This is a genomic window from Pseudonocardia sp. T1-2H, assembly GCF_038039215.1.
Lineage (GTDB): Bacteria > Actinomycetota > Actinomycetes > Mycobacteriales > Pseudonocardiaceae > Pseudonocardia.
On sequence record NZ_JBBPCL010000001.1, the window covers coordinates 2,854,946 to 2,881,779 of the forward strand.

The following is a 26,834-nucleotide window of genomic DNA, read 5'->3' on the forward strand; positions in this document are numbered from 1 at the left end:
GGAGTCAGTCGGAGTCGGTGAGCTGCGCGACTTGCTCCCGGAGAGCATCCAGGTCCCACCGCATGTGTCCCCCGATGGTCTTCTGAGCGGGTTTCACATAGCCGGCTTTGACCCACCTGCTAAGCGTCGTTTGATGCACACCGATGGCGCGGGCTGCCTGGCTCGTGCTTAGCAGGTTCCCGCCGTCCGCTGTCTCGGGTGGCACTGCGTCATGTTCGCACAGGTCGCAGCGGTTGCAGGTATGACCCGCGCTCGCATGGCTTGCATAGATTGCAGTCCTCCCGTACCGTCTGCCTCGTCCGCATAGATTGCATGGATCGGGAGTCGCGATGGACCAGCTTTCGCTCTTCGTCGTCGCCCTGGTGGTCGACGTGGTTCGTCCGGGTCTCGGGTTGGTGACCTGCGGGGAGGCTGACTTCTCCGGGTCGATCGTCCGGCAGGACGGCAGATACCTGGTGGAGTCGGAAGCCGGCGACGTCATCGCTCGCGTCGGTTCCTACCGCGAAGGTGCGGTGAAGCTCGCGCGGCACCACGGCGTGGATAGCACGGTGCTCGACGTGACTGTCGAGTTTGAGCGGATCGAGCTGTGACCGCGACGCGGGTGACGGTCGCTGAGGTTGCTCAAGGCGACGCGGTGCGGGGTGCCGTGGTTGCTGTGCTCCGGGCGGAACTGCGCAACGTGGAGCGGGAGCGCGACGGGTTCTCTCTGGATCTTCCGGAGAGCGGGTCCTGTCGGGTGGTCCTGAACCGGGTGGCGCACCGCATCCAGTCTGAAATTGAATTGATTGAGGAATACGGGTTTCACCCTAATCTGTATTAGCGGATAGACCGCGCTGCGAATCAAACAACGATGACACACCTGGGAGAAAACTGTGCGCACGATTCCTGTCGACATGTCACGAGTGAGTTTCATCGGTACCGGGAAGGCGGTGGAGCGTGCGGAGTACGTGGAGCTTTCGGACGGTTCCCGGAAGCGTTCCGGCAATCAGGCGAAGGATGAGTCCGGTGTCCCGCTGTGGACGGTGGACGTGATTGTTGACGACGACGACGCGATGCGCGCGGAGGCGGTCGGGGTGACCATCGCATCTCACGACGAGCCGCGTTGCGAGAAGTGGAAGCCGGTGAAGTTCCGCGATCTCGTCGCGACCATCTACGTGGAGCAGGGTACGAACCGCGCGAAGGTTTCGCTCAAGGCGTCGGGGATCGACGGTGCACACCCGAACCCGAAGCCGCAGGCAGCGTGACGTTAGCGCGCTGACCCTCTGACCCGTCCGCTCCCTTCAATGCGACCCCTGCTCCCACTTCCCCGGAGCAGGGGTCGCCTCATTCCGGAGGCTTTCGTGTTCGAGTTCATCGCATGGTGCTTTGTCGCTCTGTGGGCGGTTTACGTGTGGTGCTGGAATCTCGCACCGGTTCCTGTCTCGCTGCTGACCGCGTCTGTAGTGATGGAGATCCTCGCGATGTTCATGTATCCGCGTGACCGTGGCGGAATGGTGATGGTTCGGGTTCTGGTACCTCGTCACCGCCCACCGGATCGCCGACCCGCTTATGACATTTCGGTGGAGGGGACGGAAGCGCGCTCTGCGGCTCTCCTGCGTGAGAAGCCTGTTGCTCCGGTCGCTCCGGTCATCCAGTTCCGGCGGGCGGCATGAGCTGGTTGAACCGGTCACGCGAGCAGGACGACCGGCTTGAAGCAGAACGGCTCTCGTGGGCGTGGCGTGAGGCGTGTGTGGGAGCCGGTGTCGGACGTCAGGTGTCCACCCCGTCCGGTCCGACGGACACCGCTCCGCACGTGGTGTCGGTGTCGCTGGATCCGACGGTGCTGGTGGTGCGTCTGCTGCCCGGTCAGGTCGTCGGTGACCTGCGTGCGGTCTCACACCTTCTCGCTCCGCACATGGGAGCGGTGGCACTGCGCATCGAGTCCCGCGGGGTTGGTGAGTACGCGGTGGTGACGCTGCTGGACTCGGACCCGCTGGACGTCGGGTTCCCGCTTCCGGTGGGTCCGGTCACCGGCGTCGTGGTGCTCGCTCGTGACGAGCAGGGCAGCGAGGTGTGCATTGACCCGGAGCACCTGGGTCATGTCGCGGTACAGGGCGCTACCCGGTCCGGGAAATCCGCGTGGTTGTACTCGGTGCTCGCGCAGCTCAGCGAACGTCAGCGCGCCGGCTACCCCCTCACCATCGGTGGGATTGACCCGTCAGGGATCCTGCTGCGTCCGTTCTCCGCTGGGAACGTTGTGCTGGGTCTCAGCTCTCCCGCAGCAGTTGAGTCGCACCTTGTCGCCCTGGTCGCGGACATGGACGCGCGTATCGGGAGAATCCCCGTCACCAGCGACGTCCTGCCGATCAACGACGACGACCCGCTGCGGTTCGTAGTGCTCGAAGAATATCCGGGGCTGCTGCGGTGGCTGGATGCTCTGGACCCGAAGACGGGGAAGCGGGTCCGCGCTCTGGTCGCCCGTCTCATGGCGGAGGGTCACAAAGCTGGGATCCGCGTGGTCATGGTCGCCCAGCGGGCAGAGGCGAACGTCATCGGCTCCACGGAGCGCGGGCAGGCGAGCATCCGGGTCTCGTTCCGGGTCGACTCTCATGACGCGGTCAAGCTTCTCCACCCGGACGCGGATCCAGGAACCGCGGGCATCCACGCGGGGGCGCTCCCGGGTGTCGCTCTGCTGTCGGCTCCGGGTGTCCCGCTGGCACGCGTTCGAGCACCCTGGATCGGCTCCTATGCGGAGTACGTCCGTCGAGTGACCGGCAGCCACCGGTGATCGGCTCGCATGGCGCCACGCGCCCCGCGACGCCGGAGGCGGGAGCGGGTGCGCGGGAGCGAGCGCAGCGAGCGACCTCCTCGGTAACAACTGCGGGTAAGTCTTCCGAGGACCGTGAACGGCGTCAGGGACGACGGAGAGAGACGTTCGAGTGGCGTCGTCGGTTGTGGGCGTTCACATCGCTGCCGAGACTGCGGAACTGCGGTCGCGTGTCGCACACGTCGGTGGGTGGCGCAGTGCTTCGGGTGTCGGAGTCTGACGGGGTCCGGCGTGCAGGTGTGGCGGGGTTGCAGTCGTGCGGCTCCCCGTGGGCGTGTCCCGTGTGTGCCCGGAAGATCGGTGCTCAGCGGTCGGAGGACGTCGCAACGGTGCTGAGGGCTGTCGCTGCCGCACGCGGGTCCGCCGCGTTGGTGACCCTGACGATGCGGCATAACCGGGGTCACCGGCTGGATGCGCTGTGGGACGCGTTGACGGCTGCTTGGGCGGCTGTGACGTCGGGTCGCGGCTGGACTGCTGATCAACGCGCGTTTGGGGTGCTCGGGTGGGTCCGCACGGTGGAGGTGACGCACGGGGAAGCCGGCTGGCACGTACACGTTCACGCCGTGGTGGCGTTGGACGGACCGACGTCTCCGGATCTCATGGACGAGCTGGGCGGTCGCATGTTCGTCCGATGGGAACGGAAGCTCAGCAAGCTCGGCTTCTCCGCAGTCGCCGACAAAGGTGGGTTAGACGTGCGTCCAGTACGAATGACCGGCGAGTCAATCGAGTCCATCGCGGACTACATCTCCAAGATCACGAGTGAGATCACCTCCCCGACGACGAAAGAAGCACGTTCGGGGAACCGGTCGCCTTTCGCGATCCTGCGGGACGCGCTCTCCACGGGGTTGGAATCTGACGTCCTGCTGTGGCTCGTTTGGGAGAAGGTCTCCCACAACCGCAGGCAGCTCACCTGGTCACGCGCTCTTCGTGACTGGGCTGGACTGCACCGAGAGAAGTCGGACGACGAGATCGTCTCAGAGGACCGCCACGGGGACGACGTGTTGGTGATCCCGCGGGAGTCTTGGGACCGAGTTCGTGACGAGCTTCCTGACCTCTTGGACGCGGTGGAGATCGGCGGGCTAGACGCAGCTATCTCTTGGATGAGAAGTCGAAGTTTGGAATTCATACTACCATCACAGAAAAGGGGCGAACCCTAAACATTGTCTACTACTAACAACCGCTTTAAGATCCGTTTTGAGGGAACTGAGTGGGAGGACCTTTCCCGGGTTTCCACTGAGCTGCAGGTTCCTAAGCATCTCTTCGCACGAGCCGCTATCGCTGCCGCGGTAAAAGCGGTAGAAGACGAGTTTGAGTTTAATGCCACGCCGCAACCGTGATCCCCGGCGACACAAGTTGTCCCGGGAATTCAACTTGAAGCAAATTAGCGCGCAGGTCGCACGGCAGAATGCATCTATGCGGCAGGCAAATGAGCGCCGGATGGACGAGCATCTTGAGATCATCGAACGCTCACAACAACTAAATAGTGGAACCGAGGAAACGACTAATGAGTGACATTCTTGCTCGTGCTAAGCGGGCTATCCCTGGCATCACCGAAATTGACGAAGCGATTGCACGAGCGGAGAAGCTCAAGCGAGCAGTCGCGGATGCCGCAATTCCGGTGATCGACCTGACCGCTGAGATTTGTGACGGTGACGTTGAGCCGGCTGACCTTCTGCGCCGTGTTGCAGAGATCGAAGCTGCAAAGTCCAACGCTGTGCGAGCTGCGTGGATGTCAAATGAGGCGATTAAGGCGCTGACGAACCAGCGTGAAAACGTGGTGCGCGAAGGAACCAACGACGCGCTCGCGGTGGTGCGGGACGAAGTGGAGCGGATCCACCGCGAAGCGGGTGACGTGTTCGCGACACTGGGACTGGTGGATTCCCCGGCGGCAGCGATCAATCGTGGTGTGGTGGAGGAATGGAAGCGCGCGGGGGAACTGGTCAGCGAACTGCGGGCGGCTCGAACCGCGCAGATGAAGCTGACGGCGGGACCCGCACAGGCTGCAAACGTAGAAATGTACGGATGGGTTCGGGGCTTGGATGTCCTGGACGCGGTTCACCGTCAGGTTAATACGTCTCCCGATGGGCGACCGATTCCACCACTGTTCCCCCTGCGTGACTTTCGTCCAGAGGTCAATCTGGATTATCTGCGGTGGTTCGCGAGTCTTCCGCTTGCGGGTGAGTTCGGGGTGTGGGTCCCGACGGTTGAAGAGTTCGCTCAGGAGCAAGAGGATCGTGCGACTCGGGTAAATGTTCGCAATGACCTCCGCTACAGTCCCCCAATTAACGCTGACGCGCTTGAGGCTCTTAAGCGTCGCGCGGGTGGTGAGTGGGTGTTTGACGGTATCCGCTCGGACGGTACGCAGACGATGAAGTTCGTCGTCAACGAAGAGACTGTGTCGCATGTACTGAGCGGAATGAACAAGTGATTATCGGAGCAGATCCCTACGCGAGCACAGACCCGTCCAGCGTGGAAGCCGGCCACGTCCGCTATCTCGCGCGGAAGCCGGGGGCAGACCCGCATCTCCGCGCGCTCGTGCGGCAGTGGGATATTGAGGCAGCGGACCGGCGAACGCGGGTTGCGGATAATCGGTCGCCACTCCCGCAGGTGGACCGGCTCCCTGGTGAGGGTTTCCGGGTTGACGGTGCAACACCAATGAACCCGTCCGCTGACGGAGACGCGCTCAGGGACGCGATCGCAAAAGAGTACGAAATTCCTGACGAGCAACGTGGACTTCTGAACGGTGCAACGGAGGAAGTTCTCCGCGAGCAAGCGGGGAAGCTGCGTGCGCTCGCAGCTCCCGCACCTGCGGTTCCTGTTTTCGCGGTGAACCCGGGTCAGGGGACTCCGGTCGGTGAACCGCAGCGGACGGACACACTGCAAGCCGGTCGGGACCTTTACCACCAGAATCACCCGCGACGGTGACGCCGCTGGTCACTGCTGAGGATGTCGCTAAGCGGCTCGCAACCGAGTATGTGGGTGTGCAGCTCATGCAGGTTGATTCGCTCTGTGAGGACGTGTCAGCGCTGATCCGCTCCCGTCTCCCGAAGGTGGACGAGTGGATTGCTGACGGGTCACTCGCGGTTGACGCGGTGGTTGCGGTTGCGGTTCAGGTGGTTGCTCGTGCGCTCACGTCGGTCACTACTGGTGGTGTCGGCATTCGGAGCGAGCAGCATCCTGAATATTCGTACGAACTCACCGCTTCCACGGCAGCCGGCTTGAACCTCTCGAACCGAGAGCTTGTGACGCTGACACCAACTGACGCGGTCAAGCGTCCGTTTTCTATTCAACCTGGTGGGGTGGCAGCATGATTCTCAGTGTCATCCTCGCGTATCTATGCGCTCCACTTCTCGGTGTTCTTACCGGTCACGCAGCAGCGGGGTATAGATATCGGGAGCTTATTGAGACCGGGGGATACCTCGAACCGGGTGACGATCACCCGGCATCGGGCTAACCCGCTCACGCGTGACGGTGGAGCGGGTTACGCAGCGTACGTGTCACCCTCTCCACCATTCGCGCAGGTCAGCGACTCATGTTCCAACCGTATCGGTTCATAATCTTGCTGAGCTGCGTTATCCCGAATCCCGCGTAACATAGTTGCACCTGCGACAGGAATGCAGCTCGCACGCGGGGGACATTAAAGCGGGTAACACGCGCACGGTTAACGGGTATCCGGGGTACCGGTGACCGGTGCGATGGATGTACCCACGCACGGTGTCGCGGTGAGTGAGGCAACGGGCGACCCGTTAACTGACTCACGTCACACCCTGTCGTTAGTGTCAAACAACCTGAGTCTGATTGGATAGCAGCATGGCTACCGCGTGGCTGCGCTGCTATTCCACTCGTTACACCCATACGTATCATCACTCGTCCGCGCGAAGCGAACACACGATGCGAGCGTGAGTCGAGTCAGGTTGCTCTCTCATTCTAGTTAGACAATGACAATGGAACAATGAACAGTGAACAGTGAACCAAACATGATGCAATCATTGGCTCTCTTGTGTCATTGATCCATTGTCGTTGTGTGATTCAGAAATTGAAATGACTTTGTCTCTCGTCGCACATGATCGACACCCACCCCCGGGGGACCCCTTCCGGCACCCTTTTTTGCCCCACGCCGCGCGCAAGGTCGTCTCGATGTCTGACGCTATAAACCTCGCGCCGCTCTCAACCTCTGAAAGGTAGGTGTTCCCCACGATGGGACGCACAATCAATCCACCTGCGGTATTCCCCGGCAACGGGAAGTCGCTCCGCATCCTGACTGCGGACCCCAACCGCGAGCCTCCGTGTGACTTCCCGTTACCGAACCCTCGTCCCGAAGAGGTCGAAATGTGGGTGTCGCTATGGAAGTCCGCTCCCGCTGAGTTGTGGCTTGAGCGGGACATTGTGCGTGAGGTAGCGGATTACTGCCGCGCGTGCGTCCTGGTCGCGGAGAAGCCCGCTGCCGCGATGTACACGGTGGTCCGTCAGCAACGCGCGGATCTCGCACTCTCGATCCCGGGTGCGCAGGCGAACGGTGTCACGTATGCCGGTGCTGCGGACAAGGGTGACGACTGGAACGCGTATTTGGACTCGCTGTGAGCTACGTGCAGCCTCCCAGGCGCCGTCCGTGCGTGGAGTTCCCCGCACACCGGTACTGCGACTTCCCGAGTCCACGGGAGGCGTGTACGGGGATCCCGGATGACTGGGTGTCGCGAGCGCGAGCGTGGGAGGATCCGTCTCCGGAGGATCGTCAGATGCTCGTGGAGAACATCCAACACCAGCGTGCCGCTCAGACCTGATCCATGCGGCGGGTAACGTGATCACGTGCTCCCCGCCACTTCACAAGTCCTGTCGCTGGGTCCGATCGATTGGGGAACGTTTCCCGACTGGGTCGCCGGCTTCTCCGGATTCGGTGCGCTCATTGCTGCCGGTGTTGCGGTATTTTTCTCAAGTAGGACTTTCTCCTTACAAGCGAAGCAGATTGCGGAGCTTGAGCAGGAGAAGCGAGCGGAGCAAGCGTCCCAAGTTGGCGCGTGGTTTGAACCCGCGCAACTTGAGGGACCGAGACTTTTTCACATCGTAAATGCCTCACGTCTGCCGCTGGCGTTTCTAGTTATTTGGGTAATCAACGGTGAAACGCGCGCGGGTGGACTGAGGAAGTTGGTTAACGTGCCGCCCGGAGACGTTACGATTGCGATCCCTGATGGCATTGAGTCGAATGGTTATTCTGCTGTTGGTCTCGCGTTTGCTGATAACTACGGGCATGCGTGGTTTCACTGGGGTGCAGGAGTAGCCCGGATTCAGATCAAAATGGAGGGAATGGCGCATCTTGAGCGGACAATCCCGGTCAAAGATTCGACTACATATGATCTTCGTTCATTTGTAAATCAGTTTAGTTTGGAATAGCGACCGCTGATGTCCGCTCGCGGATCGTGCGACGCGGGGTACTGACTCGCACGTACGTTCGAACCGCTGTATCCTCACACCTGGTCGCAGTGGTCAGGGTTGGGGAAGACTCGGGACCGCTGCGACCCCCTAGCCTGAACGACGAAGAGCCCCATCCGCCTGGTGGTCGCTGGCGGGTGGGGCTCTTTTGCTGCGTGCTGGGTGCTGCTACGCGCTCACGAGATGCGACTCCGTGCCTGTTGAGAAGGACGACCGTTCCAGGATAAACGGGGCACAGACGCTCATCTCGGGATCATGTCTGACGTGTGTTTCCGCAGGTCATGCACTGCGTTCGAGCCTGTATAGACCCGCACTACCTCGACCCGGATCCCGGCTCGCGACACATGGGGGAGACCCGGGAGGCCCGCATCGCGGAGTTCCACGAGGAGAACGACGTCCCGGTGCTCGGCCTACGCGAGGGCGCCTGGCTGCTGCGGGACGCGTCCCTGAGCCTGCACGGGCAGACCGCGCGGCTGTTCCGGCGCGGGGAGGAGCCGGTCGAGCTGGCCCCGGGCGCCGACCTCGGCGATCTCCTGACCAGCACGTCCGGCGGATCCTGATCGGTCCCCGCGCCGTCGACGGGTCCACGGCCGATCGCCCGCTCCAGGTCACGATCGACCGCGCTCACGGCGCGCCGAATCTCCTCCTCCATCGTCGCCCCGGGCCGGGTTCACCGCCTGGCGAGGACCGCCGAGTCCAGTGCGGCCCGCATCGCCTCGACCGGTCCCGGCCGCCCGGTCATCAGCTCCACCTGCGCGACCGCCTGGTGCAGCAGCATGTCCAGCCCGCTGACGATCCGGCACCCGGCCGTCGCGGCGCCCGCGGCGAACGCGGTGGGCCAGGGCGCGTAGACGACGTCCAGCACGGTGGTCCGGGAGCGCCAGCGCGCGCCGCCGAGCTCGTCCGCCGCGCTCCCCGGCAGCGTGGAGATGACGACGTCCGCGCCGGTCAGGAAGCCCGCCGCACGGGCGGGGTCGGTCAGCACGGCCTCGACGACGGGGGAGACGTCGAGCCGCTCGGCCGCGTCCCGCAGCTCCCCGGCACGCGACGCGCTGCGCACCAGCACCGTCGGCGCGGTCGCCCCCAGGTCACGGAGGGCGGCGAGCGCGGCCTGCGCGGTCCCGCCCGCGCCCAGCACCACGGCGTTCTCGACCCTGTCCACACCGGCTGCGCGCAGCGACTCGACGATGCCGATGACGTCGGTGTTCTCCACGAGTCGGCCCTGCGGCGTGAAGATCATCGTGTTGGCGGCTCCCGTCGCCCCGGCCAGCGGGGAGACCCGGTCCGCGATCTCGATCGCCACCCGCTTGAGCGGCATCGTCAGTGACAGTCCCGCCCACTCGGTGCCCAGCGCGTCGACGAACCCGGGCAGGCCCGCCTCGTCCACCTCGTGCGCGTCGTAGGACCAGTCGCCGAGGCCGAGCGCGGCGTACGCGGCACCGTGCAGGACGGGGGAGAGCGAGTGCGTGATGGGGGAGCCGAGGACCGCGGCCCGGCGGGAGGTGCCGTTCACCCCCGCAGTATGGCCGGGCGTACCCAATTCGGGGTAAAGCCGGTCGGTGGCGCTAATGGCGCAGCAGGACCTGCGACATACGGGTGTACGTCATCGGCATCGTCCAGGGAGAGCGTCATGAACCGGCCCGCCAGCAGCACCGCCCCCACCGAGACCGGCGCTCCGTTGATCCCGGCGCCGCGCGGCCCGGTCGACCTCACCGTCGACGAGATGCTGGGCCTGCGCCCGGCGCCCGGCTCCTCGCGCGTGGACGTCCCCGCGGACGGCTTCCTGTTCGCCCCGCGGCTGCGCGTCCCCGCCGCCACGGGCGGCGTGGTGTTCCGCATCGGCTCCTGATCAGCGGCGGAACGCCGCCAGGGTGACGCTGTCGCCGGTCGCCAACCGGGCTGCGGCGCGTTCGATCCCCGCCATCGTCATGACGGACTGGGCGCAGCCGACGCCGTACTTCGCGCGCACCCGCTGGTCCGCGATCCGCATGCACTCACGGCTGCGCTCCACGAAGTCCTCGAGCGGGTACGCCGAGCCCGCGTCGAAGTACTCCTCGACGATCAGCGACGGCGAGTAGAACGACTGGGTGGACCCGTCCGGCCAGCGGACGTCGAAGAGCACCTCGGGCACCGCCCGACCGTAGATCGGCCCTGTTTCCGGGGCATTGCCTCCGAACCTCCGTCGCATGTCCACAGCTTGAAGGGCTCCCGCCATGACCACGCACGACGCGACCATGCCGGTCCCGGACGTCGCCGCACCGCCACCGTCGTTCCCGGGCGAGGTGTTCCGCGGGCCCGCGTTCCAGGGGCCGCCCGCCGCTCCGTTCCAGGGGCCGCCCACCTCGTTCCCGTCCGACCCCTATGCCCCGCCCGCCGGACTGGGTGCGCCGTTCGGGCCGCCCCCGCGGTGGACTCCGGCTCCGCGCTCGCGGCTCGTGACCTTCCTCGCGGGGACGGCCGTCGGCGCCGCGGTGCTCGGCCTGGTGTGGGGCGGGACCGCCGCGCTCTCCGCCGCGTCGACGTTCGACGTCGGCGGCACCTTCCAGCTGACCCAGACCAGCTCCTACCTCAACTCCAGCTACGGCTCGTTCACCACCGGCTCGTCCTGCTCGGGCAGCGGCGGCTACTCGGACATCGACACGGGCAGTTCGGTGACGGTCTACGACGGCTCAGGCGCGGTCGTCGCCACCGGGATGCTCGGCTCCGGCCGGGCCACCAGCTCGTCGACCTGCGAGTTCGTCGTCACCGTGCCGGACGTCCCGGCCGGGTCGGACTTCTACCAGGTCGAGGTGTCGCACCGCGGGAAGGTGACCTTCGAGGGCCGGCGGCTGCAGACCGACGGGGTCTCGCTCACCCTGGGCAGCTGATCGCCCCACCGCCTTGCCAGACTCGCCCCATGGGCGGAACGGTGCTGGTACTCGGCGGGCGCAGCGAGATCGGGATCGCGGTGGCGGAGCGGCTCGCGGGCCGGGAGGCGGAGACCGTGGTGCTCGCCGCGCGGCGCAGCGCGGACCTGGACGCGGAGGAGAAGCTCGTCCGCGAGGCGGGTGCCCGCGTCGTCGAGCGGGTGGAGTTCGACGCCGACGATCTCGCCTCGCACCGCCCCCTGATCGACGACGTCGTCGCGCGGCACGGGCGGCTCGACGTCGTCGTGGTCGCGTTCGGCCTGCTCGGTGAGCAGGCCCGGGCCGAGGCGGACGCGGGGCACGCGGTGCGGATCGTGCACACGGACTACGTCGCGCACGTCCAGGTCCTGACCGAGCTCGCGCAGGTCCTGCGAGCGCAGGGGAGCGGCACGCTCGTCGTGTTCTCCTCCGTCGCCGGCGTCCGCGTGCGCCGGGCCAACTACGTCTACGGCAGCGCGAAGGCCGGTCTCGACGGTTTCGCCTCCGGCCTCGCGGACGCCCTGCACGGCTCCGGCGTCCGGTTGCTGCTGGTCAGGCCGGGGTTCGTGATCGGACGGATGACCGAGGGCATGTCCCCGGCCCCGTTCTCGAGCACCCCGGACCAGGTCGCGGACGCCACCGTGAAGGCGCTGCGCACCGGCCGCGGCGAGGTCTGGGTCCCGGGCCTGCTCCGCCCCGTCTTCGCCGTCATGCGCCACCTCCCGCGCGCGATCTGGCGCCGCCTCCCCCGCTGAGGCCACGGCCGGTCCCGCCCGGGCGCTCACGCCCCGTCGTCGGCCGCCGTGTCGAAGCGTTTCCGCAGGTCCGGCGGCAGCAGCTCGCGGAGCTGCTCCGGGAGCAGCGGCAGGTCCAGTAGGCTGAGCTTCACCCGGCTCCGCTGGTGGTGCACGGCCGGGTTCAGCCGGATGACCTGGCCCGCGTCCGGCTGCACGGTCAGGTCCAGCACGGTCCCGGGCCCGACGTCACCGCTCCCGACGCCGTCCGCCTCCAGGGCGAGCGTCCCGCACCGCGGGTTCAGCTCCAGGCGCAGCACGTCGGACTCGCCGAGGACGAGCGCCCGGGAGATCCCGGACATCGGCGCGGACGGCGTCACCACGACCCCGCCCACGGACGGCGAGACGAGCGGGCCGCCCGCCGCGTAGCTGTAGGCCGACGAGCCCGCCGCCGTCGCGACGACCAGCGCGTCGCACCGGTAGTAGCCGTGGCGCAGGCCGTTGACCGCGAGCGTGGCGTCCACGCTCCCGTGGCCCGGGTGGCGCACCAGCGCGAGGTCGTTGAACGCGACGAGGTGCTGCGTGCCGGTCTCGATCCGCAACGCACTGTGCGGTTCGACGACGAAGTCCCCGGCGAGGACCCGGTCGAGCGCGGTGTCCAGCTCGTTCGGCTGCACCTCCGCGAGGAAACCCAGGTGCCCGAGCTGCACGCCGAGCACCGGGACGGGTGTGTCCGCGACGAGCCGCAGCGCGCCCAGCAGGGTGCCGTCGCCCCCGAGGCTCACGACCGCGGTGGCGCCGTCGGCGAGCTCGTCCGCCGGGACCGGGAGCACCCCGCCGTCGACGCGCAGGGCGTCCTGCGCCCCGACGACCAGCTCGACGCCGTGCGCCTCCGCCCAGCGCACGAGGTGGGCGACGACCTCCCGGAGGTCGCGGTGCGGATGCAGGACCAGGGCCAGGCGGGGGCCGGCGGGATCGTCCATGATCCCGAGTCTGCCCGACGCGCCCCGCGGCGTGGGGGCGATACTCGAACGGTGACGATCACCGGCTCCGAACTCCTCCGCGCCACCCCGCTCGTCGACGGGCACAACGACCTTCCGTGGGCCCTGCGCGAGCTCGACGGTCCGGCGCCGGACCTGGCCGCGGGGGACCCGCGGCTGCACACCGACCTGCCCCGGCTGCGGGCCGGCGGGGTCGGCGCGCAGTTCTGGTCGGTGTACGTGCCGCCGTCGTTCGCCGGGGACCGCGCGGTGACGGCCGTGGTCGAGCAGGTGGAGCGGGTCTACGAGCTGGCCGAGCGCTACCCCGCGGACCTGCGGGTCGTCACCACCGCGACCGAGGCCGAGGCCGCGTTCACCGACGGCTGGATCGGCTCGCTGCTCGGCGCCGAGGGCGGGCACAGCATCAACGGGTCGCTCGGGGTCCTCCGGGCGCTGCGCCGGCTCGGGGTCCGGTACATGACGCTGACGCACAACCTCAACACCGAGTGGGCGGACTCCGCGACGGACGAGCCCGTCCACGGCGGGCTGAGCGACTTCGGCCGCGAGGTCGTCGCCGAGATGAACCGGATCGGCATGATCGTCGACCTCTCGCACGTCGCCGACACGACCATGCGGGACGCGCTCGAGACGACGTCCGCGCCGGTGCTCTTCACGCACTCCTCGGCCCGCGCGGTCACGGACAACCCGCGCAACGTGCCGGACGACGTCCTCGCCGCCCTGCCCGGCAACGGCGGGGTCTGCATGGTGACGTTCGTGCCGCGCTTCGTCTCCCGTCGTGTCGCGGAGTGGGACGACCGGCTGGCCGAGGCGATGGCCGCGGCCGGGGAGGACCACCGCAACCTGCGGGCCCGGGACGCCTTCGCCGCGCGCTGGACCGGGCCGGTGATGCCGGGAGCGACGATCGACGACGTCGTCGCGCACCTCGAGCACGTCCGCGAGGTCGCGGGGATCGACCACGTCGGGATCGGCGGGGACTACGACGGCGTGCCCGAGCTGCCCGCCGGGCTCGAGGACGTCAGCGGCTACCCGCGGCTGTTCGACGCGCTGCTGGACAGGGGCTGGAGCGCCGAGGACTGCGGGAAGCTCGCGGGCCGCAACGCCCTGCGGGTCCTGCACGCGGCTGACGCCGCCCGTGCGTGAACAACGTTGTTCCGGCGACGACTACCGCGCACGAGCGCGGAGCGCGGGTGCCAGGTCCGCGGCCGTGAGAGACCCGGTGCCGGAACGCTCGATCCGCTCGGCCAGCGCGAAGCCGTGCCGCTGGAGGCCGGGGAGGTCGAGGCCCGCAGGGGCGTCACCGACCCAGCGGGCGATGCCGTCCGCACCCCGTTCCAGCAGGGACACCGCGCCCCTGCTGTTGCCGCGCTGGGCGTGCGTGAGGCCGACGGCGAGCTGCGCGAGAGCGCGCCACAGCTGCCGGGTGGCCGGGTCGGACGCCTTCCACGCGGCCTCCAGGACCTCGTGGGCCTGGAACGGGAGGCCCTCGTCGAGCAGCCGCTGGGCCTCGGTGACCGCGTCGCCCGGGCTGAGCACCAGGTCCTCGGGGACACGTTCGACACCGGACTCGCCGTAGGGCAGCGGCCGCCCGCTGGCGTCCCGCGGTCGGGCGTTGCGGGCGCGACCCTCGGGGTCCCGATCGCGCCTTTGGTCGCGTACGGGATCGGCGGACATGACGTCGACCTTAGCGTCCGGCGACGCCACAGTTCCGCCCCTCGTGGCCCGCGGGGCTGGAGCGGGCCACCGGGGACGACGGCGGCGGGTGCAGGCCTGAGCGCTCAGTTCTCGAGGACCTGAAGCTCCTCGACGAACTGGTCCAGGAACCCGCGCCAGGACGCGACCGGCGTCGCCGGGCGGACCACGAACTTCGACAACCCCGCGTCGACGTACTGCCCGATCCGTTTCCGCGCCTGCTCCCAGCCGCGGACGACGAGCTGCTCCGGGTCCATGTCCGGCCGCCGGTCCAGCGACCCGGCGAGCGCCGCGGCGACCTGCTCCTCCGTCGCCTCCGGCGGGACGACGGCCAGGTTGGTGCCGTAGTGGTCCTCCTCGATCTCCCGGCCCGCCGTCGCGGCGGCCCGCTCGATCCGGCTGCGGCAGTCCGCCGCCTCGTCGGGTGTCACGAAGCTGCCGAGCCAGCCGTCGGCGAGCCGGCCGATGCGGTCCAGGCCGACCGGGGCGCGTCCGCCGAGCCAGAGGTCGAGCCGGCCGGGGGGACGCGGGCCGACCGAGGCGTCGTCGAGGTGGAAGAAGGTGCCGTGGTGGGTGACCCGCGGCTCGTCGAGCAGCCGCCGGACGACGACCAGGGCCTCCTCGAACACCGCGGCGCGCTGCCCGTCCGGCACGGGGTAGAGCTGCCGCTCCCGGCCGCGGGCCGGCCGGACGCCGAACGCCGGGAGGATCCGCTTCGGGGCGAGCGCGGCGAGCGAGGCGAGCTGGGACGCGACGAGCACCGGGTTGCGGCCCGGCAGCACCAGGACGCCGGTACCGATCTTGAGCGTGCGCGTACGGCCGGCGGCGTAGGCCAGCCCGACCAGGGCGTCGACCGCGTCGGTGGAGACGAGGTCGGGGAGCCAGAGCGAGTCGACGTCCCGTTCCTCGAGGGCGTCGACGAGCTCGTCGAACCCCGGGCCGACGGCCGCCCGGCCGGATTCCGTGGGGAGCGACCCGATACCGATCCGGACCTTCACGGCCTCGACGCTAGCCGCGCGTGTCCGCGGACGCCACCACCACCCGGCGATGCTCCTCGATCACTCCGGGTGAGGAGTCACCGTCCTGGTCTCCTGCTGACCAGGGGCGGGCCGGTGCTCGGGATGGTCGCCGGCCCCGGCCTGCTCCCGGTCGGCGGGAGCGGAGGCGGGCGGGGTCACCGGTGCGGGTTCCGGCGCATCCGCGCGCAGCTCCGCCTTCAGAATGCGGGTGGAGCGGCCGAGGCTGCGCGCGGCGTCGGGCAGTCGTTTCGCCCCGAACAGCAGCACGAACACCCCGATCACGATCAGCCAGTGCCACGCGCTCAGCTCACCCATCGTCCTCGTCCTTCCGGGTCGTGTCGGGTCGAGTGTGCCCCTCGACACCGCGGGTGGAAATTCCGGGGCGCAATTCCCGGAAATGTGTGAATGAGAGGGTCTGTCGCATTGCTGGTCATCCGTACGACTCGTCCCGCCTCGGGTGCGACGTGCCCCACCCGCGCCTGCGGACCGTGGCGCTCGTCGCGCGGATCTCACGTCCGCGCTGGTAGAGATAGGCGCGTGGGTGTGATGCGTGGGGCGCGGCAGCTCGTCGTGTTCGGACTGGTCGCGGGTGTGCTCGTGGCCGGGGCACTGTTCCCGGTCGTCGGGGGAATCGGGTTGCTCGCCGGTGCGGTGAGTGATTCCGCGACCGGCTCGAATGCGGATCTTAAGACCGGGAACCTGCCGGCGGCGTCGACCGTGACCGATTCGTCCGGCGCCCCGATCGCCTACCTGTTCAACCAGTACCGGGTCCCCGTGACCAGCGACAGGATCTCGACCGCGATGAAGGCGTCGATCGTCTCGATCGAGGACCGCCGCTTCTACGAACACGGCGGCTTCGACCCGATCGGTGCCGCCCGCGCCCTGGTCAACAACAGCAACGGCGGCGCCCGGCAGGGCGGCTCGACGCTCACCGAGCAGTACGTGAAGAACTACGACCTGTACGTGGCGGCGCAGACGGACGCCCAACGGCGGGCCGCCGTCGCCCCGAGCTACGCCCGCAAGCTCAAGGAGGCCGAGCTCGCCGTCAGCCTGGACCACGAGCTGACCAAGGACCAGATCCTCACCGGCTACCTCGACCTCGTGTACTTCGGGCACGGCGCGTACGGGGTGCAGGCCGCGGCGCAGACCTACTTCGGCGTGGACGCGTCGCAGCTCGACGTCCCGCAGTCCGCGCTGCTCGCGGGAATGGTGCAGAGCCCGAGCCAGTACGACCCGACCGCGCACCCGGACGCCGCGCTCTCCCGACGCAACGTCGTGATCGACCAGCTGAAGCAGCAGGGCTCGATCTCCGCGCAGCAGGCGGCCGACGCGACCGCGGCACCCCTGGGCGTCAAGGGGACTCCCGGCGTCCCGGCCGAGGGGTGCATCGGCGCCGGCGATGCCGGCTACTTCTGCGACTACGTGCTGTCCTACCTGCGCCGGGCCGGGTTCCCGACGGACCGGCTCGCCGGTGGCGGCTACACGATCCGCACCACGCTGGACCGGAACGCGCTCGCGTCGGTGAAGAAGGCGGTCGACGGGCAGGTGCCGCCCACACAGCCCCACGTCGCGGACGTCATGGCGACGATCGTGCCGGGCGCGGACTCGCACAAGGTGACCGCGATGGCCGCCAACCGGACCTTCGGCAACGGACCGGGGCAGTCCAGCTACGGGCTGCCCTACCAGCCGGAGAACATGGGCGCCGGCTCCATCTACAAGATCTTCACCGCGGCGTCGGCGATGGAGCAGGGCCTGATCGGGATCGACACGGTGCTGGACGTCCCGGCCGGTGGGTACACCTCGCCGATCTACCGCAACGTCGACGGGCGGCCGATCCCCGTCGGCAACGCCGGGACCTACCCCGCCCAGCTCTCGCTGACCGACGCCCTCGCCCAGTCGCCGAACACGGCGTTCATCAAGCTGGAGGAGAGCACCGGCATCCCCCCGGTCGTCGACATGGCGGTGCGGCTCGGCCTCACCTCGCTCGCGGACACGCCTTTCAGCGGCAAGCCCGGCACGCCCTCGATCGCGGACGTGGTCAAGCAGCAGAAGCTGGCGTCGTTCACCCTGGGCGTCGCCCCGACCAGCGCCCTGGAACTGGCGAACGTCCAGGCCACCCTGGCCAGTCACGGCACCTGGTGCCCCCCCACGCCGATCGAGTCGATCACGGACCGGGCCGGCAAGCCGGTCGCCATCACCCAGCCGCCCTGCCGCCAGGCGCTGGACCCGGCGATCGCGGACAGTTTGATGAACGGGCTGAGCAAGGACGATCAGGCGGGGGCACGTCGGCCGCCGCCGCGGCCGCGGCGGGCTGGAACCGGCCCATCGCGGCGAAGACGGGGACGACGAACGAGTACAAGTCCGCCGCGTTCGTCGGCGCGACGCCGCAGGTGGCCGGGGCGGCGATCGTCTTCGACGACTCGAACTCGCCGCGGCCGATCTGCGACGGCACCCCGCCCTACACCTGCGGCGACGGCAACATCTACGGCGGCAAGGCGCCTGCGCGCACGGCCTACCAGGCCTTCGGCGAGATCCTGGCGAGCCAGCCGCCCGCGCCGCTGCCGGCGCCTGATCCGCGCTACCTCAAGGGGAGCCTGCGGGACGTGGTGCGCGTCGCCCCGCCGCCCCCGGCGCCCGGCGGGCCGCCGCCGGACAACCAGAACCAGGGCAACCAGAACCAGGGCAACCAGAACCAGGGCAACCAGAACCAGGGCAGCCAGAACCAGGGCAGCCAGAACCAGGGCAGCCAGAACCAGGGCAACCAGAACCAGGGCAACCAGAACCAGGGCAACCAGAACCGGGGCAACCAGCCGGGTGGCGGCGGGAACGGTTGACCTCGCCCGCGGATCACCCCACCTGGTCGAGCGCCTGGCGCAGGTCCGCGACGAGATCGCGCGGGTCCTCGAGCCCGGCGGAGAACCGCAAGTGCCCCCACTTGCGGAACTCCTCGGGGTAGAAGCGGTCCCGCTCGCCGCCCGGGGCGACGTGCACGACGAGGGACTCGTCGTGCCCGAGCGACACGGCGGACGTGACGATCCGCAGCGCCGCGACGAACCTGTTCTGCATGGCAGCGTCGCCCCGCACGGCGAAGGCGAGCATCCCGCCGAACCCGCCGTCCAGGGTGCGGGCGGCCAGCGCGTGCTGCGGGTGCGACGGCAGCCCCGGGTAGGCGACGTAGGCGACGCGCGGGTCGCCGGCCAGGAACTCCGCGACGGCCATCGCGTTCGCGCAGTGCTGCCGCATCCGCAGAGGCAGGGTGACCGAGCCCCGCATGATCAACCAGGCGTTGAACGGGCTGATCGCGCCGCCGACGTTGACCATCGCCTCCGCGCGGATCCGCTCCACCAGCTCGCCGCGGGCGATCACCGCGCCGCCCATCGCGTCCCCGTGGCCGTTGATGTACTTGGTCAGCGAGTGCACGACGAGGTCCGCCCCCTCGGCCAGCGGGCGCTGCAGGACCGGGGTGGCGAACGTGGCATCGACGGACAGCAGCGCGCCGGCGGCGTGCGCGATCTCGGCGACGGCGGCGACGTCGGTGACCCTCGTCGTCGGGTTGGCGGGCGTCTCGACGTGGACCAGCCGGGTCTCCGGTCGGATCGCGGCGCGCACGGCGTCGAGGTCGCTCGAGTCGACGAGCGTCGCGGTGATCCCGTACTTCTCCGGCAGGAGCTCGGTGAGCAGCCGGAACACCGCGACGTAGGTGACGTCGGAGGACACGACGTGGTCCCCGGCGCCCAGGAACGTGAAGAACACCGCGTGCAGCGCCGCGACGCCCGTGGCCAACGCGACGGCCTCGACGTCACCGGGGTCCCCGCCCGTCTCGAGCGCGGCGAGCTTCTGCTCCAGCCAACCCTGGTTCGCCCCGCCGTTGCGGGTGTAGAGCGGGGTCCCGGTGCCGGACCAGCTCAGTTCGGACGGGTCGTCCGGCAGGGCGTAGGAGTTCGCCATGACGAGCGGGCGGCGGATGGCACCCGTGCCGGGGTCGACGTCGTTCCCGGCGTGGACGGAGAGAGTCTCGAGGTGAAGGGGTTCATCGGGCACCTGCTCATTCTTCAGTCCGGGCCGCCCACGCCGGGTCCCGGCCCGCGAGACCGAGCAACCGGTGGAACGGCGGCGCGTCGTCCGACACCGCGACGGGCGGGCCGAACAGCCCGTCCCGCCCCTGCCCGGGCTGGGCCATTGCCTCGACGAACCGCAGGCACGCGGCGATGCTGACCGCGTCGACCGCGTAGGGCCGGCGGGTGGCGCGGGCGAGGTCCCAGCCGTGCAGCACCAGCTCGTCGAGGGCGACGACCCCCATCATCTCCGCCGGCATCCTCACCCCGCCCGCGTCGGCCAGGCCCTGCCAGGCCGCCGGGTCCCGCCAGGCCTCGGCCAGCTCGGCGAGCCGGGCGGGCAGGATCGTGCGCCAGCCCGGGTCGAGGTTCGCGCCGGACGCCTGCGGCGCCGCGTTCTCGGTGACGGTCTTGTGCGCGGTCTCGACGAAGGCCCGGGTGAGACCCATGAGGTGGTCCAGCACCGTGGCGACGTCGCAGTCCGACGGCGTCGGGTCATCGAGCTGCTCGTCGGTGATGTGCCTCACCACCGCCGTCACGCGGCGCGCAGCCGGGGTGAGGTCCAGCATCGAACTCCGTGTGGTGGTCATGGCCGGTAGGACCGCGGCGGGCCCGGGAACTCATCGGTGCGTGGCCTTCGACACCCGGTAGAAGTTGAGACCCCCGCGTGCGGCACAGTGGAAGCATGACCTCCACCCCTGCGCTCTCCGGTCCGGGGAAGCTGTTCCGGATCGTCGCGATCGCCGAGGCCTGCTCGTGGACGGGGCTGCTCATCGGGATGTTCTTCAAGTACGTCGTGGTGCGGAACGAGATCGGCGTGCAGGTCTTCGGACCGATCCACGGCGCGCTGTTCGTGCTCTACGTGATCGCGGCGATCGTGCTCGCCCGGCTGCACCGCTGGGACGCGAAGACGCTCGTGGTCGCGCTGATCGCGAGCATCCCGCCGCTGGCCACGATCTGGTTCGAGCGGAAGGCGGCGCGCGAGGGCAAGCTCTCCACGCCGGTCGCCGCGGCCTGAAGCGCCGCGCGTCCGGGGATCAGTCCTCCGGGTAGCCGTGCAGCTCGTGGTAGGCGACCCGCAGCAGGTCCGTCACCCGGTGCCCCCGCACCTCGATCGGCAGCTCCGGGACCTGGTCCAGCAGCGCGCCGGGTGAGGTGAGCGCGGGGGCCAGGCGCCCGGCGTCCGCGAGGGCTGGACCTGCGGCGAAGAACCGGTCCAGGGTTTGCGCCAGCGGGGGAGTGCCCTCGCCGGGGGCGGCGAGCTCCGCGGCGGCCGAGGGGACCCCGCGCCGGGTGCGCAGGTTCGCGAGCAGGGCCTCGCGGTCCCGGCCGCGCAGGGCCAGGACCTCGAACGGGTCTGCGTCGAACCGCTCCGCGAGCACGTAGAACACCGCGGCGAGGTGCTTGCAGGGGACCGCGAAGTCCGGGCAGGTGCAGTCCATGGACAGGTCCCGCGGCTCGGCCGGGAACAGGGCCAGCCCGAGCCCGGCGAACAGCTCCTCGATCTCCGGCGGCATCCCGCCGGCGAGCAGCGTGGCCGCGTACCAGGCGTCGTCTGCGAGGGCCTGTTCCGCGCGCCCCCACTCCTCCTTGCCCCAGGTGGGCACGCCGATCCGGACCTTGTACGGGGTGGGGCGCGAACCCTGGACCAGGGCGACGACGGCGCCGGCGTCGAGGGAGAGGGACACGATCTGCCCGGCGCGGGCGTAGCTCTTCCCCGCGCGAGGCGCCCGCCGACCCCGAGGCCCTCCAGCACCGCGATGAACCGGGCCGACCACCAGGTGCGCGCGACGGACCCGCGGGTGCTGTTGATCTGGATGCCTCCGGTGACCCGGAGGGGCCTGCCGGAGAACCCCTCGTCGGCCCAGAACGGCTGGTCGCTCATCGGCTGCCCTCACTCGTCATTGTCGACCGCCTCCGCACCCAGGGCGAACACCTCGCGGAGCTCGCCGGTGCTCAGGTCCCCGAGCCAGCCCTCGCCGTCGCTGATCACCATCTCGGACAGCGCCTTCTTGGACTCGATCAACGTGTCGATCCGCTCCTCGACCGTGCCGGGACAGCAGAACTTCCGCACCTGGACGTTGCGGTGCTGGCCGATCCGGAACGCCCGGTCCGTCGCCTGGTTCTCCACCGCGGGGTTCCACCAGCGGTCCAGGTGGACGACGTGGTTCGCGGCGGTGAGCGTGAGCCCGGTGCCGCCGGCCTTGAGCGAGAGCAGGAAGATCGACGGCCCGTCCGCCGACTGGAAGCGCTCGACCATCTCGTCCCGCTTCTTCTTCGGCGTCCCGCCGTGCAGGTAGAGGACGTCCTGGTCGAACCGGGCGGACAGGTGCGGGACGAGCATCGCCGCGAACTCGGTGAACTGGGTGAAGCAGAGGACCTTGTCCCCCTCGGCGAGGATCTCGGCCAGGATCTCCTCGAGCCGCGCGACCTTCCCGGAGCGCCTGCCGATGGGCGAACCGTCGTGCAGGAGCTGGGCCGGGTGGTTGCAGACCTGCTTGAGCTTCGCCATCGCGGCGAGGACATTGCCGCGGCGCTGGATGCCCTGGCTGTCCTCGATCTTCTCCATCATGTCGTCCACGACGGTCCGGTACAGCGACGCCTGCTCCCGGGTGAGCCGGTACTCCTGCCGGATCTCGATCTTCTCCGGGAGGTCGTCGATCACCGTCGGGTCCGTCTTGACCCGGCGCAGCAGGTAGGGGCGGGTGATCCGGCGGAGCTCCTCGGCGGCGTCGTCGCTGCGGTGGCGCTCGATCGGGACGGCGAAGCGCTGCCGGAACCGTTCCGGCCGGCCGAGCATGCCGGGGTTGAGGAAGTCCATCACGGACCAGAGCTCGGCGAGCCGGTTCTCCATCGGCGTGCCGGTGAGCGCGACGCGGTGCCCGGCGTTGATCCGGCGCGCGGCCTTGGAAGGCGCCGCGTGGGCGTTCTTGATCGCCTGGGCCTCGTCGAGGACGAGCCGGTGCCAGGCGAGGCCCTCGAGCTCCTCGATGTCCCGCGCCGCGGTGCCGTAGGTGGTGACGACGACGTCCGTCCCGGTCAGGAGCTCGCGCAGGGCCTCGCCGTGCGGACGGGCGACGCCGTGGTGGGCGTGCACCCGCAGGCTCGGGGCGAACTTCGCGGCCTCCCGCTGCCAGGTGCCGACGAGGGACATCGGGCAGAGGATCAGCGTGGGTCCCGGCCCTGGTCGACCCAGCTGGCCGGCCGCCCGCTCGTGGGCCTCCAGGGCCAGCATCTGGACCGTCTTGCCGAGGCCCATGTCGTCCGCCAGGCAGGCGCCGAGGCCGAGCGAGGAGAGGAAGGCGAGCCAGGACAGGCCGCGCTGCTGGTAGGGCCGCAGCGTCGCGAGGAACCCGGGCGGCGCGTCGAGCGGGGTGAGCGTACGGTCCGCCGTGCCCTCGAGGAGGTCGCCGACCCAGCCGTCGGCGACGACGGACGTGATCGGCAGCGGGGTCGCCGGACCGGCGCCCTGGGCGAACGCGAGCAGGTCCGCGGCGGTGGGCGGGACCTTCCGTCTCCGCTCGCGCTTGAGGAACTCCAGACCCTTGGCCAGCGCCTCGGCGTCGACGCTGACCCACTGCCCGCGCACCCGGACGAGCGGTGCCTTCGCCGCGACCAGCTCGGCGATCTCCTCCTCGCCCAGCTCCTCGTCCCCGACGGCGATCGACCAGCGGAACTGCGACAGCTCCTCGCGGCCGAGCCCGCCGCGCAGGATGACGCCCGGGGCAGGGGTGGAGCTGGTGGACAGCCGCAGCCCGATCGGCCGCGTGCCGTTCCAGCCGGCCGGGAGCTGCACCCCGAAACCGGCCGCGACCAGTGCGGCGGCGTCCTCGGTGAGGAACGAGTGCGCGGAGGCGACGTCCAGGTCGACGTGGGCGGGCCGGGCCTGCCGCAGCGCCGGGCCGATCATCGGGTAGACCAGCGCCGCCCGGCCGAGCTCGGCGAGCAGCAGCTCCTGCGCGGACACGATCAGCCGGTCCGCCCGGCCCGCCCAGACGGCGTCCGCCGAGACGATCAGGCTGGGGTCCTCCGTGGACTGGAGCTGGAACTCCAGCACCCAGCGGGAGCCCTCCCCGGTCTGGTCGTCCTCGTCGTCCCCGGGGTCTGCCGGGTCGTGCAGCGTGCGGATCTCGGCGAGGCGGAAGGTGGCCCGCCCCGGGCCGGTCTCCTCGGTGCCGACCTCGTCCCAGGCCTGCAGGGCCGCGGACAGCTCCGCGACCTCCCGCTCCGGCGCCTCGAACCGCGCGTCCGCACCGGTCAGGGCGGTGAGCCAGGCCTCGGTGGCGGGCAGCGTCCGCGGCGCCCGGCCTCGGCGGCGGGGGACGAGCGCGAGCGGGACGTCCGCCCGGCCCAGCTGCTCGCGGACCGCCGCGTCCGTGAGGGCGGCCAGCGCGTCGTCGACGAGGGTGGCGGGATCCCGGCCCGCGACGTCCCCTCCCCGGCGCTGCTCGGCCCGCGCGACCGGGGGCAGCCCCTCGATCAGGGCGCGCCGGGTGACGGCGTCCAGGCCCTGGACGACCGGCCGCCAGCGGGCCTCCGGCCGCCCGCCCTCCTGCACGACGGTCGGCAGGATGCGGCCGCGGGAGGCGAGCTCCGCGGCGAAGCGCGCGACGGCCCGGAGATGGGTGACCGAGGCCCCGTAGCGGACGTCCTCGGCCGGGTCCTCGAGCTCGGCGGGATCGACGACGACGCCCGGCACGCTCCACGGGCTCAGCGACGTCTCGCTCGTCCGGCGCGCCGGCGGCGCGGCCCGGACGAGCTCCCGGGGAGTCCACCGGGCCGCTGCTGCGCGAGGGCAAGAGCATCGTGAGCATCGTCTGCTTGCCCGGGTGGATCCCGGCGAGCGTGGACGCGGGCAGCGCGAACGGATGCGGCCGGGCGCTGCGCAGCGACCGCCGCGACGTCGTCGCAGGCCGTTGCCCGTCCTCGGCCCACAGCACGGCACCACGACCGGGGGACCAGAGCGCGTGGACGACCAACACGACGTCAGGCTACGGGCGCCCCCCGACAGTTCCGGAACCCCCGCGAGTCCGGGTCAGGCGAGCTGGTAGCGGTCCCGGGCGGCCTCGGGGACGAGGTCGAGGTAGTCCGGGTGCTTGCCGATCCAGGAGCGGATGAAGGGGCAGTCCGGGTAGACGTCCAGGCCGCGCCTGCGGGCGGCGTCCAGGGCGGCCCGGGCGAGCGTCCCGCCCAGGCCCTGGCCGCCGAACTCGTCGTGGATCACGGTGTGGGTGAAGGTGATCCGGCCGGGCTCCAGGGCGTAGTTCGCGTAGCCGGCGAGCTTCCCGCCGACGTGGATCTCGAAGCGGGACCACTCGGCGACGTCGAGTACCTGGGGTTCGGTCGCTGCGTCGGTCATGAGGAGGATCCTCCCAGCTGCCCGTGCGGGACGTAGGTCGCGGGGACCACGCCGAGCTTGCCCTTCTGGTAGTCCTCGAACGCCTGCAGCACCTCGGCCCTGGTGTTCATCACGAACGGGCCGCCCCACGCGACGGGCTCGCGGATCGGCTGCCCGCCGAGCACCACGACGTCGAGCGCGGGGGTCCGGGACTCCTGCGCCACGTTGCCCGCCACCGTGATTACGTCGCCCGGGCCGAACAGCGCGAGCTGTCCGCCGCGGATCGGCCGGTCGTCCTTGCCGACGGTCCCGGCGCCGGAGAGCACGTAGACCAGCGCGTTGAAGTCCCGGCGCCACGGCAGCCGCATCCGCGCCCCGGGGAGATCGTCGCGTGCATCATCGCCATCGGCGTGTAGGTCGACCCGGGACCGCGCAATCCGGCGAGGTCACCGGCGATGACGCGGATCAGTGCGCCGCCGTCGGGCGTCGTGAGCAGCGCGGACTCGCCCGCGCGCAGGTCCTGGTACTTCGGCTCGAGCCACTTGTCCGCCTTGGGCAGGTTCACCCACAGTTGCAGGCCGTGGAACAGCCCGCCGCTGGCGACCAGCGCCTCCGGTGGCCGCTCGATGTGCAGGAGCCCGCCACCCGCGGTCATCCACTGGGTGTCGCCGTTGGTGATGCTGCCGCCGCCGCCGTGGCTGTCCTGGTGCTCGAACTCGCCGTCCATGATGTAGGTGACGGTCTCGAAGCCGCGGTGCGGGTGCCAGGACGTGCCCTTGGGCTCGCCGGGCGCGTACTCCACCTCGCCCATCTGGTCCATGTGCAGGAACGGGTCGAGGTCGCGGAGGTCGACGCCCTGGAACGCGCGGCGGACCGGGAAGCCCTCGCCCTCGAAGCCGCGGGGCGCGGTGGTGATCGAGCGGACGCCGCGGTCGAGCTCGGTGGGACCGGGCTCGGGCACGCGCGGCAGGGTGGTCACGTCGGAGACGGTCACGGCTGGCATCGGAACCCCCGTAGATGGTTGAGCATGCAACTGCTCGGGCTCAACCGTACCGCTCCTCAGGTTGTTCCGGAGGCTCAGTCCGGCGTCGCCCGGCCGACCGTCTTCCGCAGGTAGCCGCGCAGGGCCTCGCGCGGGTTCTCGGTGATCTCCGGGCCGTGGGTGAACGCGGCGACGGCGTACTCCAGCTCGCCGAGGCGCTGCGCCGTCCGCTGCGTCATCCGGAAGTCCGAGCACAGCGGTTTCGGGGAGAGCCGCACGCCCAGCACGTTGAAGATCGCGTCCCCGGTGACCAGTACCCGGCCCGGCTCGTGCAGCAGCGAGATGTGGCCGGGGGAGTGCCCGGGCGTCGCGACGACCCGCAGGCCGCCGCCGACCGGGAGGACCTGCCCGTCCGTCAGATGGTCGGTGACGGTGAACGGCGTCCAGGAACCGCCGGGGGCGAACCGCTCGAACAGGCGTCCGGCCGGCGAGGACCGGTCCGGGGACGGGGAGGTGCCGGACTCGGCGTACCGCACGTCGTCGGTGTGCACGGCGATCGGGGCTCCGGTCCGCCGCTCCATCTCGGCCGCACCGCCCGCATGGTCCGGGTGCGCGTGGGTCAGCACGATCCGGGTGACGTCCGCCGGCCGCTTCCCCATCGCGGCGAGGCCGGCCACGAGTTTCGGCGGGGCGGACCTCAGTCCGGTGTCGACGAGGGTGACCGAGCCGTCGTCGTCGACGAACGCGTAGGAGTTGACCTGCCAGGACCCCACGGTCGGGATGCGGAAGACCCCGGGGACGAGCTCGATCGCGGGAGGATTCGCCACCGGCGGAACCCTAGCCCGGTCGGCCGATCTCCTCGCCCAGCTGTGGTCATCGGCGGTTCGCCGGGGCCACA

The 26,834-nt window shown here is 69.8% G+C and carries 33 protein-coding genes and 2 pseudogenes; 19 read left to right on the plus strand and 16 right to left on the minus strand.

From position 1 onward, the window contains the following. Positions 1–4 precede the first annotated feature (4 nt). Positions 5–205 (minus strand): helix-turn-helix domain-containing protein, encoded by a 201-nt coding sequence (locus WBK50_RS35115; protein WP_445942252.1) that lies wholly within the window; start codon positions 203–205, stop codon positions 5–7. 124 nt (positions 206–329) lie between these two features. On the opposite strand from WBK50_RS35115, the gene WBK50_RS14220 reads away from it, so the two are divergent. The 11 genes from WBK50_RS14220 (at position 330) to WBK50_RS14270 (ending at position 8,793) form a co-directional block, all read left to right on the plus strand. Continuing rightward, positions 330–590: a hypothetical protein gene (locus tag WBK50_RS14220; RefSeq protein WP_341336072.1), complete on the plus strand. Its 261-nt coding sequence runs from the start codon at positions 330–332 to the stop codon at positions 588–590. Further along, positions 587–820 carry a hypothetical protein gene (locus tag WBK50_RS14225; protein ID WP_341336073.1) on the plus strand — a complete coding sequence of 78 codons (234 nt, stop codon included), beginning with the start codon at positions 587–589 and terminating at the stop codon, positions 818–820. The genes WBK50_RS14220 and WBK50_RS14225 overlap by 4 nt, the downstream gene beginning before the upstream one ends. 52 nt (positions 821–872) lie before the next feature. Further along, positions 873–1,244 (plus strand): hypothetical protein, encoded by a 372-nt coding sequence (locus tag WBK50_RS14230; RefSeq protein WP_341336074.1) that lies wholly within the window; start codon positions 873–875, stop codon positions 1,242–1,244. A 96-nt stretch (positions 1,245–1,340) separates the two neighbouring features. Beyond that, positions 1,341–1,652 carry a hypothetical protein gene (locus WBK50_RS14235; protein ID WP_341336075.1) on the plus strand — a complete coding sequence of 104 codons (312 nt, stop codon included), beginning with the start codon at positions 1,341–1,343 and terminating at the stop codon, positions 1,650–1,652. 101 nt (positions 1,653–1,753) lie between these two features. Then, positions 1,754–2,767 carry a hypothetical protein gene (locus tag WBK50_RS14240; protein WP_341336076.1) on the plus strand — a complete coding sequence of 338 codons (1,014 nt, stop codon included), beginning with the start codon at positions 1,754–1,756 and terminating at the stop codon, positions 2,765–2,767. 278 nt (positions 2,768–3,045) lie between these two features. Continuing rightward, positions 3,046–3,963, plus strand: coding sequence for a protein rep (locus WBK50_RS35120; RefSeq protein WP_445942253.1), 918 nt, complete (start codon positions 3,046–3,048; stop codon positions 3,961–3,963). Between the two features lie 347 nt (positions 3,964–4,310). Continuing rightward, positions 4,311–5,234 carry a hypothetical protein gene (locus WBK50_RS14250; protein WP_341336078.1) on the plus strand — a complete coding sequence of 308 codons (924 nt, stop codon included), beginning with the start codon at positions 4,311–4,313 and terminating at the stop codon, positions 5,232–5,234. Positions 5,235–5,727: 493 nt separating this feature from the next. After that, a complete protein-coding gene (locus tag WBK50_RS14255; protein ID WP_341336079.1) occupies positions 5,728–6,117 on the plus strand; it encodes a Gp19/Gp15/Gp42 family protein in 390 nt (129 codons plus the stop codon). Between the two features lie 886 nt (positions 6,118–7,003). Continuing rightward, a complete protein-coding gene (locus WBK50_RS14260) occupies positions 7,004–7,387 on the plus strand; it encodes a hypothetical protein (RefSeq protein WP_341336080.1) in 384 nt (127 codons plus the stop codon). Positions 7,388–7,612: 225 nt separating this feature from the next. Continuing rightward, positions 7,613–8,194: a hypothetical protein gene (locus WBK50_RS14265; RefSeq protein WP_341336081.1), complete on the plus strand. Its 582-nt coding sequence runs from the start codon at positions 7,613–7,615 to the stop codon at positions 8,192–8,194. A 320-nt stretch (positions 8,195–8,514) separates the two neighbouring features. Further along, positions 8,515–8,793 carry a Type 1 glutamine amidotransferase-like domain-containing protein gene (locus tag WBK50_RS14270; RefSeq protein ID WP_445942254.1) on the plus strand — a complete coding sequence of 93 codons (279 nt, stop codon included), beginning with the start codon at positions 8,515–8,517 and terminating at the stop codon, positions 8,791–8,793. 110 nt (positions 8,794–8,903) lie between these two features. Here WBK50_RS14270 and WBK50_RS14275 read toward each other — a convergent pair whose 3' ends face one another. After that, positions 8,904–9,746, minus strand: coding sequence for a shikimate dehydrogenase (locus WBK50_RS14275; RefSeq protein WP_341336082.1), 843 nt, complete (start codon positions 9,744–9,746; stop codon positions 8,904–8,906). A gap of 117 nt (positions 9,747–9,863) precedes the next feature. On the opposite strand from WBK50_RS14275, the gene WBK50_RS14280 reads away from it, so the two are divergent. Next, positions 9,864–10,082 (plus strand): hypothetical protein, encoded by a 219-nt coding sequence (locus WBK50_RS14280; protein WP_341336083.1) that lies wholly within the window; start codon positions 9,864–9,866, stop codon positions 10,080–10,082. On the opposite strand, the gene WBK50_RS14285 is transcribed toward WBK50_RS14280, so the two are convergent. Then, positions 10,083–10,364, minus strand: coding sequence for an MSMEG_0570 family nitrogen starvation response protein (locus tag WBK50_RS14285; protein ID WP_341336084.1), 282 nt, complete (start codon positions 10,362–10,364; stop codon positions 10,083–10,085). 82 nt (positions 10,365–10,446) lie between these two features. On the opposite strand from WBK50_RS14285, the gene WBK50_RS14290 reads away from it, so the two are divergent. Both WBK50_RS14290 and WBK50_RS14295 read left to right on the plus strand, forming a co-directional pair. Then, positions 10,447–11,100: a hypothetical protein gene (locus tag WBK50_RS14290; RefSeq protein ID WP_341336085.1), complete on the plus strand. Its 654-nt coding sequence runs from the start codon at positions 10,447–10,449 to the stop codon at positions 11,098–11,100. Between the two features lie 29 nt (positions 11,101–11,129). Beyond that, complete coding sequence (locus WBK50_RS14295) at positions 11,130–11,873, plus strand: SDR family NAD(P)-dependent oxidoreductase (RefSeq protein ID WP_341336086.1); 744 nt, start codon at positions 11,130–11,132, stop codon at positions 11,871–11,873. 26 nt (positions 11,874–11,899) lie between these two features. Here the strand turns inward: WBK50_RS14295 and WBK50_RS14300 are convergent, their stop codons facing one another. After that, entirely contained in the window at positions 11,900–12,835 is a 936-nt protein-coding gene (locus tag WBK50_RS14300; RefSeq protein ID WP_341336087.1) for an NAD(+)/NADH kinase, read from the minus strand. A 57-nt stretch (positions 12,836–12,892) separates the two neighbouring features. Between WBK50_RS14300 and WBK50_RS14305 the strand changes: the two genes are divergently transcribed. Beyond that, positions 12,893–13,993, plus strand: coding sequence for a dipeptidase (locus WBK50_RS14305; protein ID WP_445942358.1), 1,101 nt, complete (start codon positions 12,893–12,895; stop codon positions 13,991–13,993). A 21-nt stretch (positions 13,994–14,014) separates the two neighbouring features. Here the strand turns inward: WBK50_RS14305 and WBK50_RS14310 are convergent, their stop codons facing one another. The 3 genes from WBK50_RS14310 to tatA form a co-directional block, all read right to left on the minus strand. Then, positions 14,015–14,524 (minus strand): DUF309 domain-containing protein, encoded by a 510-nt coding sequence (locus WBK50_RS14310; RefSeq protein ID WP_341336089.1) that lies wholly within the window; start codon positions 14,522–14,524, stop codon positions 14,015–14,017. Between the two features lie 104 nt (positions 14,525–14,628). Continuing rightward, positions 14,629–15,540: a TIGR03854 family LLM class F420-dependent oxidoreductase gene (locus tag WBK50_RS14315; protein ID WP_341336090.1), complete on the minus strand. Its 912-nt coding sequence runs from the start codon at positions 15,538–15,540 to the stop codon at positions 14,629–14,631. 60 nt (positions 15,541–15,600) lie between these two features. Then, positions 15,601–15,876, minus strand: coding sequence for a Sec-independent protein translocase subunit TatA (tatA, locus tag WBK50_RS14320; RefSeq protein ID WP_341336091.1), 276 nt, complete (start codon positions 15,874–15,876; stop codon positions 15,601–15,603). Positions 15,877–16,362: 486 nt separating this feature from the next. Between tatA and WBK50_RS14325 the strand changes: the two are divergent. Then, positions 16,363–16,791 (plus strand): annotated as a pseudogene (locus WBK50_RS14325) (transglycosylase domain-containing protein); the annotation flags it as partial. Here WBK50_RS14325 and WBK50_RS14330 read toward each other — a convergent pair. After that, positions 16,710–16,916 carry a hypothetical protein gene (locus tag WBK50_RS14330; protein ID WP_341336092.1) on the minus strand — a complete coding sequence of 69 codons (207 nt, stop codon included), beginning with the start codon at positions 16,914–16,916 and terminating at the stop codon, positions 16,710–16,712. The pseudogene WBK50_RS14325 and the gene WBK50_RS14330 overlap by 82 nt on opposite strands. Positions 16,917–17,220: 304 nt before the next feature. On the opposite strand from WBK50_RS14330, the pseudogene WBK50_RS14335 reads away from it, so the two are divergent. Continuing rightward, positions 17,221–17,781: pseudogene (locus WBK50_RS14335) on the plus strand (penicillin-binding transpeptidase domain-containing protein); the annotation flags it as partial. A 170-nt stretch (positions 17,782–17,951) separates the two neighbouring features. Beyond that, positions 17,952–18,395 (plus strand): hypothetical protein, encoded by a 444-nt coding sequence (locus tag WBK50_RS14340; protein WP_341336093.1) that lies wholly within the window; start codon positions 17,952–17,954, stop codon positions 18,393–18,395. Positions 18,396–18,408: 13 nt separating this feature from the next. On the opposite strand, the gene WBK50_RS14345 is transcribed toward WBK50_RS14340, so the two are convergent. Together WBK50_RS14345 and WBK50_RS14350 are read right to left on the minus strand one after the other, a co-directional pair. Next, positions 18,409–19,602 carry a trans-sulfuration enzyme family protein gene (locus tag WBK50_RS14345; RefSeq protein ID WP_341336094.1) on the minus strand — a complete coding sequence of 398 codons (1,194 nt, stop codon included), beginning with the start codon at positions 19,600–19,602 and terminating at the stop codon, positions 18,409–18,411. Between the two features lie 4 nt (positions 19,603–19,606). Then, complete coding sequence (locus WBK50_RS14350) at positions 19,607–20,206, minus strand: TIGR03086 family metal-binding protein (RefSeq protein WP_341336095.1); 600 nt, start codon at positions 20,204–20,206, stop codon at positions 19,607–19,609. Between the two features lie 95 nt (positions 20,207–20,301). Here WBK50_RS14350 and WBK50_RS14355 point away from each other — a divergent pair, with 95 nt between their 5' ends. Further along, positions 20,302–20,634 (plus strand): DUF3817 domain-containing protein, encoded by a 333-nt coding sequence (locus WBK50_RS14355; RefSeq protein ID WP_341336096.1) that lies wholly within the window; start codon positions 20,302–20,304, stop codon positions 20,632–20,634. A gap of 19 nt (positions 20,635–20,653) precedes the next feature. Here the strand turns inward: WBK50_RS14355 and WBK50_RS14360 are convergent, their stop codons facing one another. The 6 genes from WBK50_RS14360 to WBK50_RS14385 all read right to left on the minus strand — a co-directional run bounded on the left by WBK50_RS14360 (position 20,654) and on the right by WBK50_RS14385 (position 26,763). After that, complete coding sequence (locus WBK50_RS14360) at positions 20,654–21,304, minus strand: SWIM zinc finger family protein (RefSeq protein ID WP_341336097.1); 651 nt, start codon at positions 21,302–21,304, stop codon at positions 20,654–20,656. 206 nt (positions 21,305–21,510) lie between these two features. Further along, positions 21,511–24,315 carry a DEAD/DEAH box helicase gene (locus WBK50_RS14365; protein WP_341336098.1) on the minus strand — a complete coding sequence of 935 codons (2,805 nt, stop codon included), beginning with the start codon at positions 24,313–24,315 and terminating at the stop codon, positions 21,511–21,513. Positions 24,316–24,651: 336 nt separating this feature from the next. Then, entirely contained in the window at positions 24,652–24,975 is a 324-nt protein-coding gene (locus WBK50_RS14370) for a GNAT family N-acetyltransferase (protein ID WP_341336099.1), read from the minus strand. Then, entirely contained in the window at positions 24,972–25,280 is a 309-nt protein-coding gene (locus WBK50_RS14375) for a pirin-like C-terminal cupin domain-containing protein (protein WP_341336100.1), read from the minus strand. Before WBK50_RS14375 ends, WBK50_RS14370 begins: the two co-directional genes overlap by 4 nt. Continuing rightward, positions 25,196–25,933, minus strand: coding sequence for a pirin family protein (locus WBK50_RS14380; RefSeq protein ID WP_341336101.1), 738 nt, complete (start codon positions 25,931–25,933; stop codon positions 25,196–25,198). The genes WBK50_RS14375 and WBK50_RS14380 overlap by 85 nt, the downstream gene beginning before the upstream one ends. Before the next feature lie 98 nt (positions 25,934–26,031). Beyond that, positions 26,032–26,763: an MBL fold metallo-hydrolase gene (locus tag WBK50_RS14385; RefSeq protein ID WP_341336102.1), complete on the minus strand. Its 732-nt coding sequence runs from the start codon at positions 26,761–26,763 to the stop codon at positions 26,032–26,034. Between the last annotated feature and the right edge of the window lie 71 nt (positions 26,764–26,834).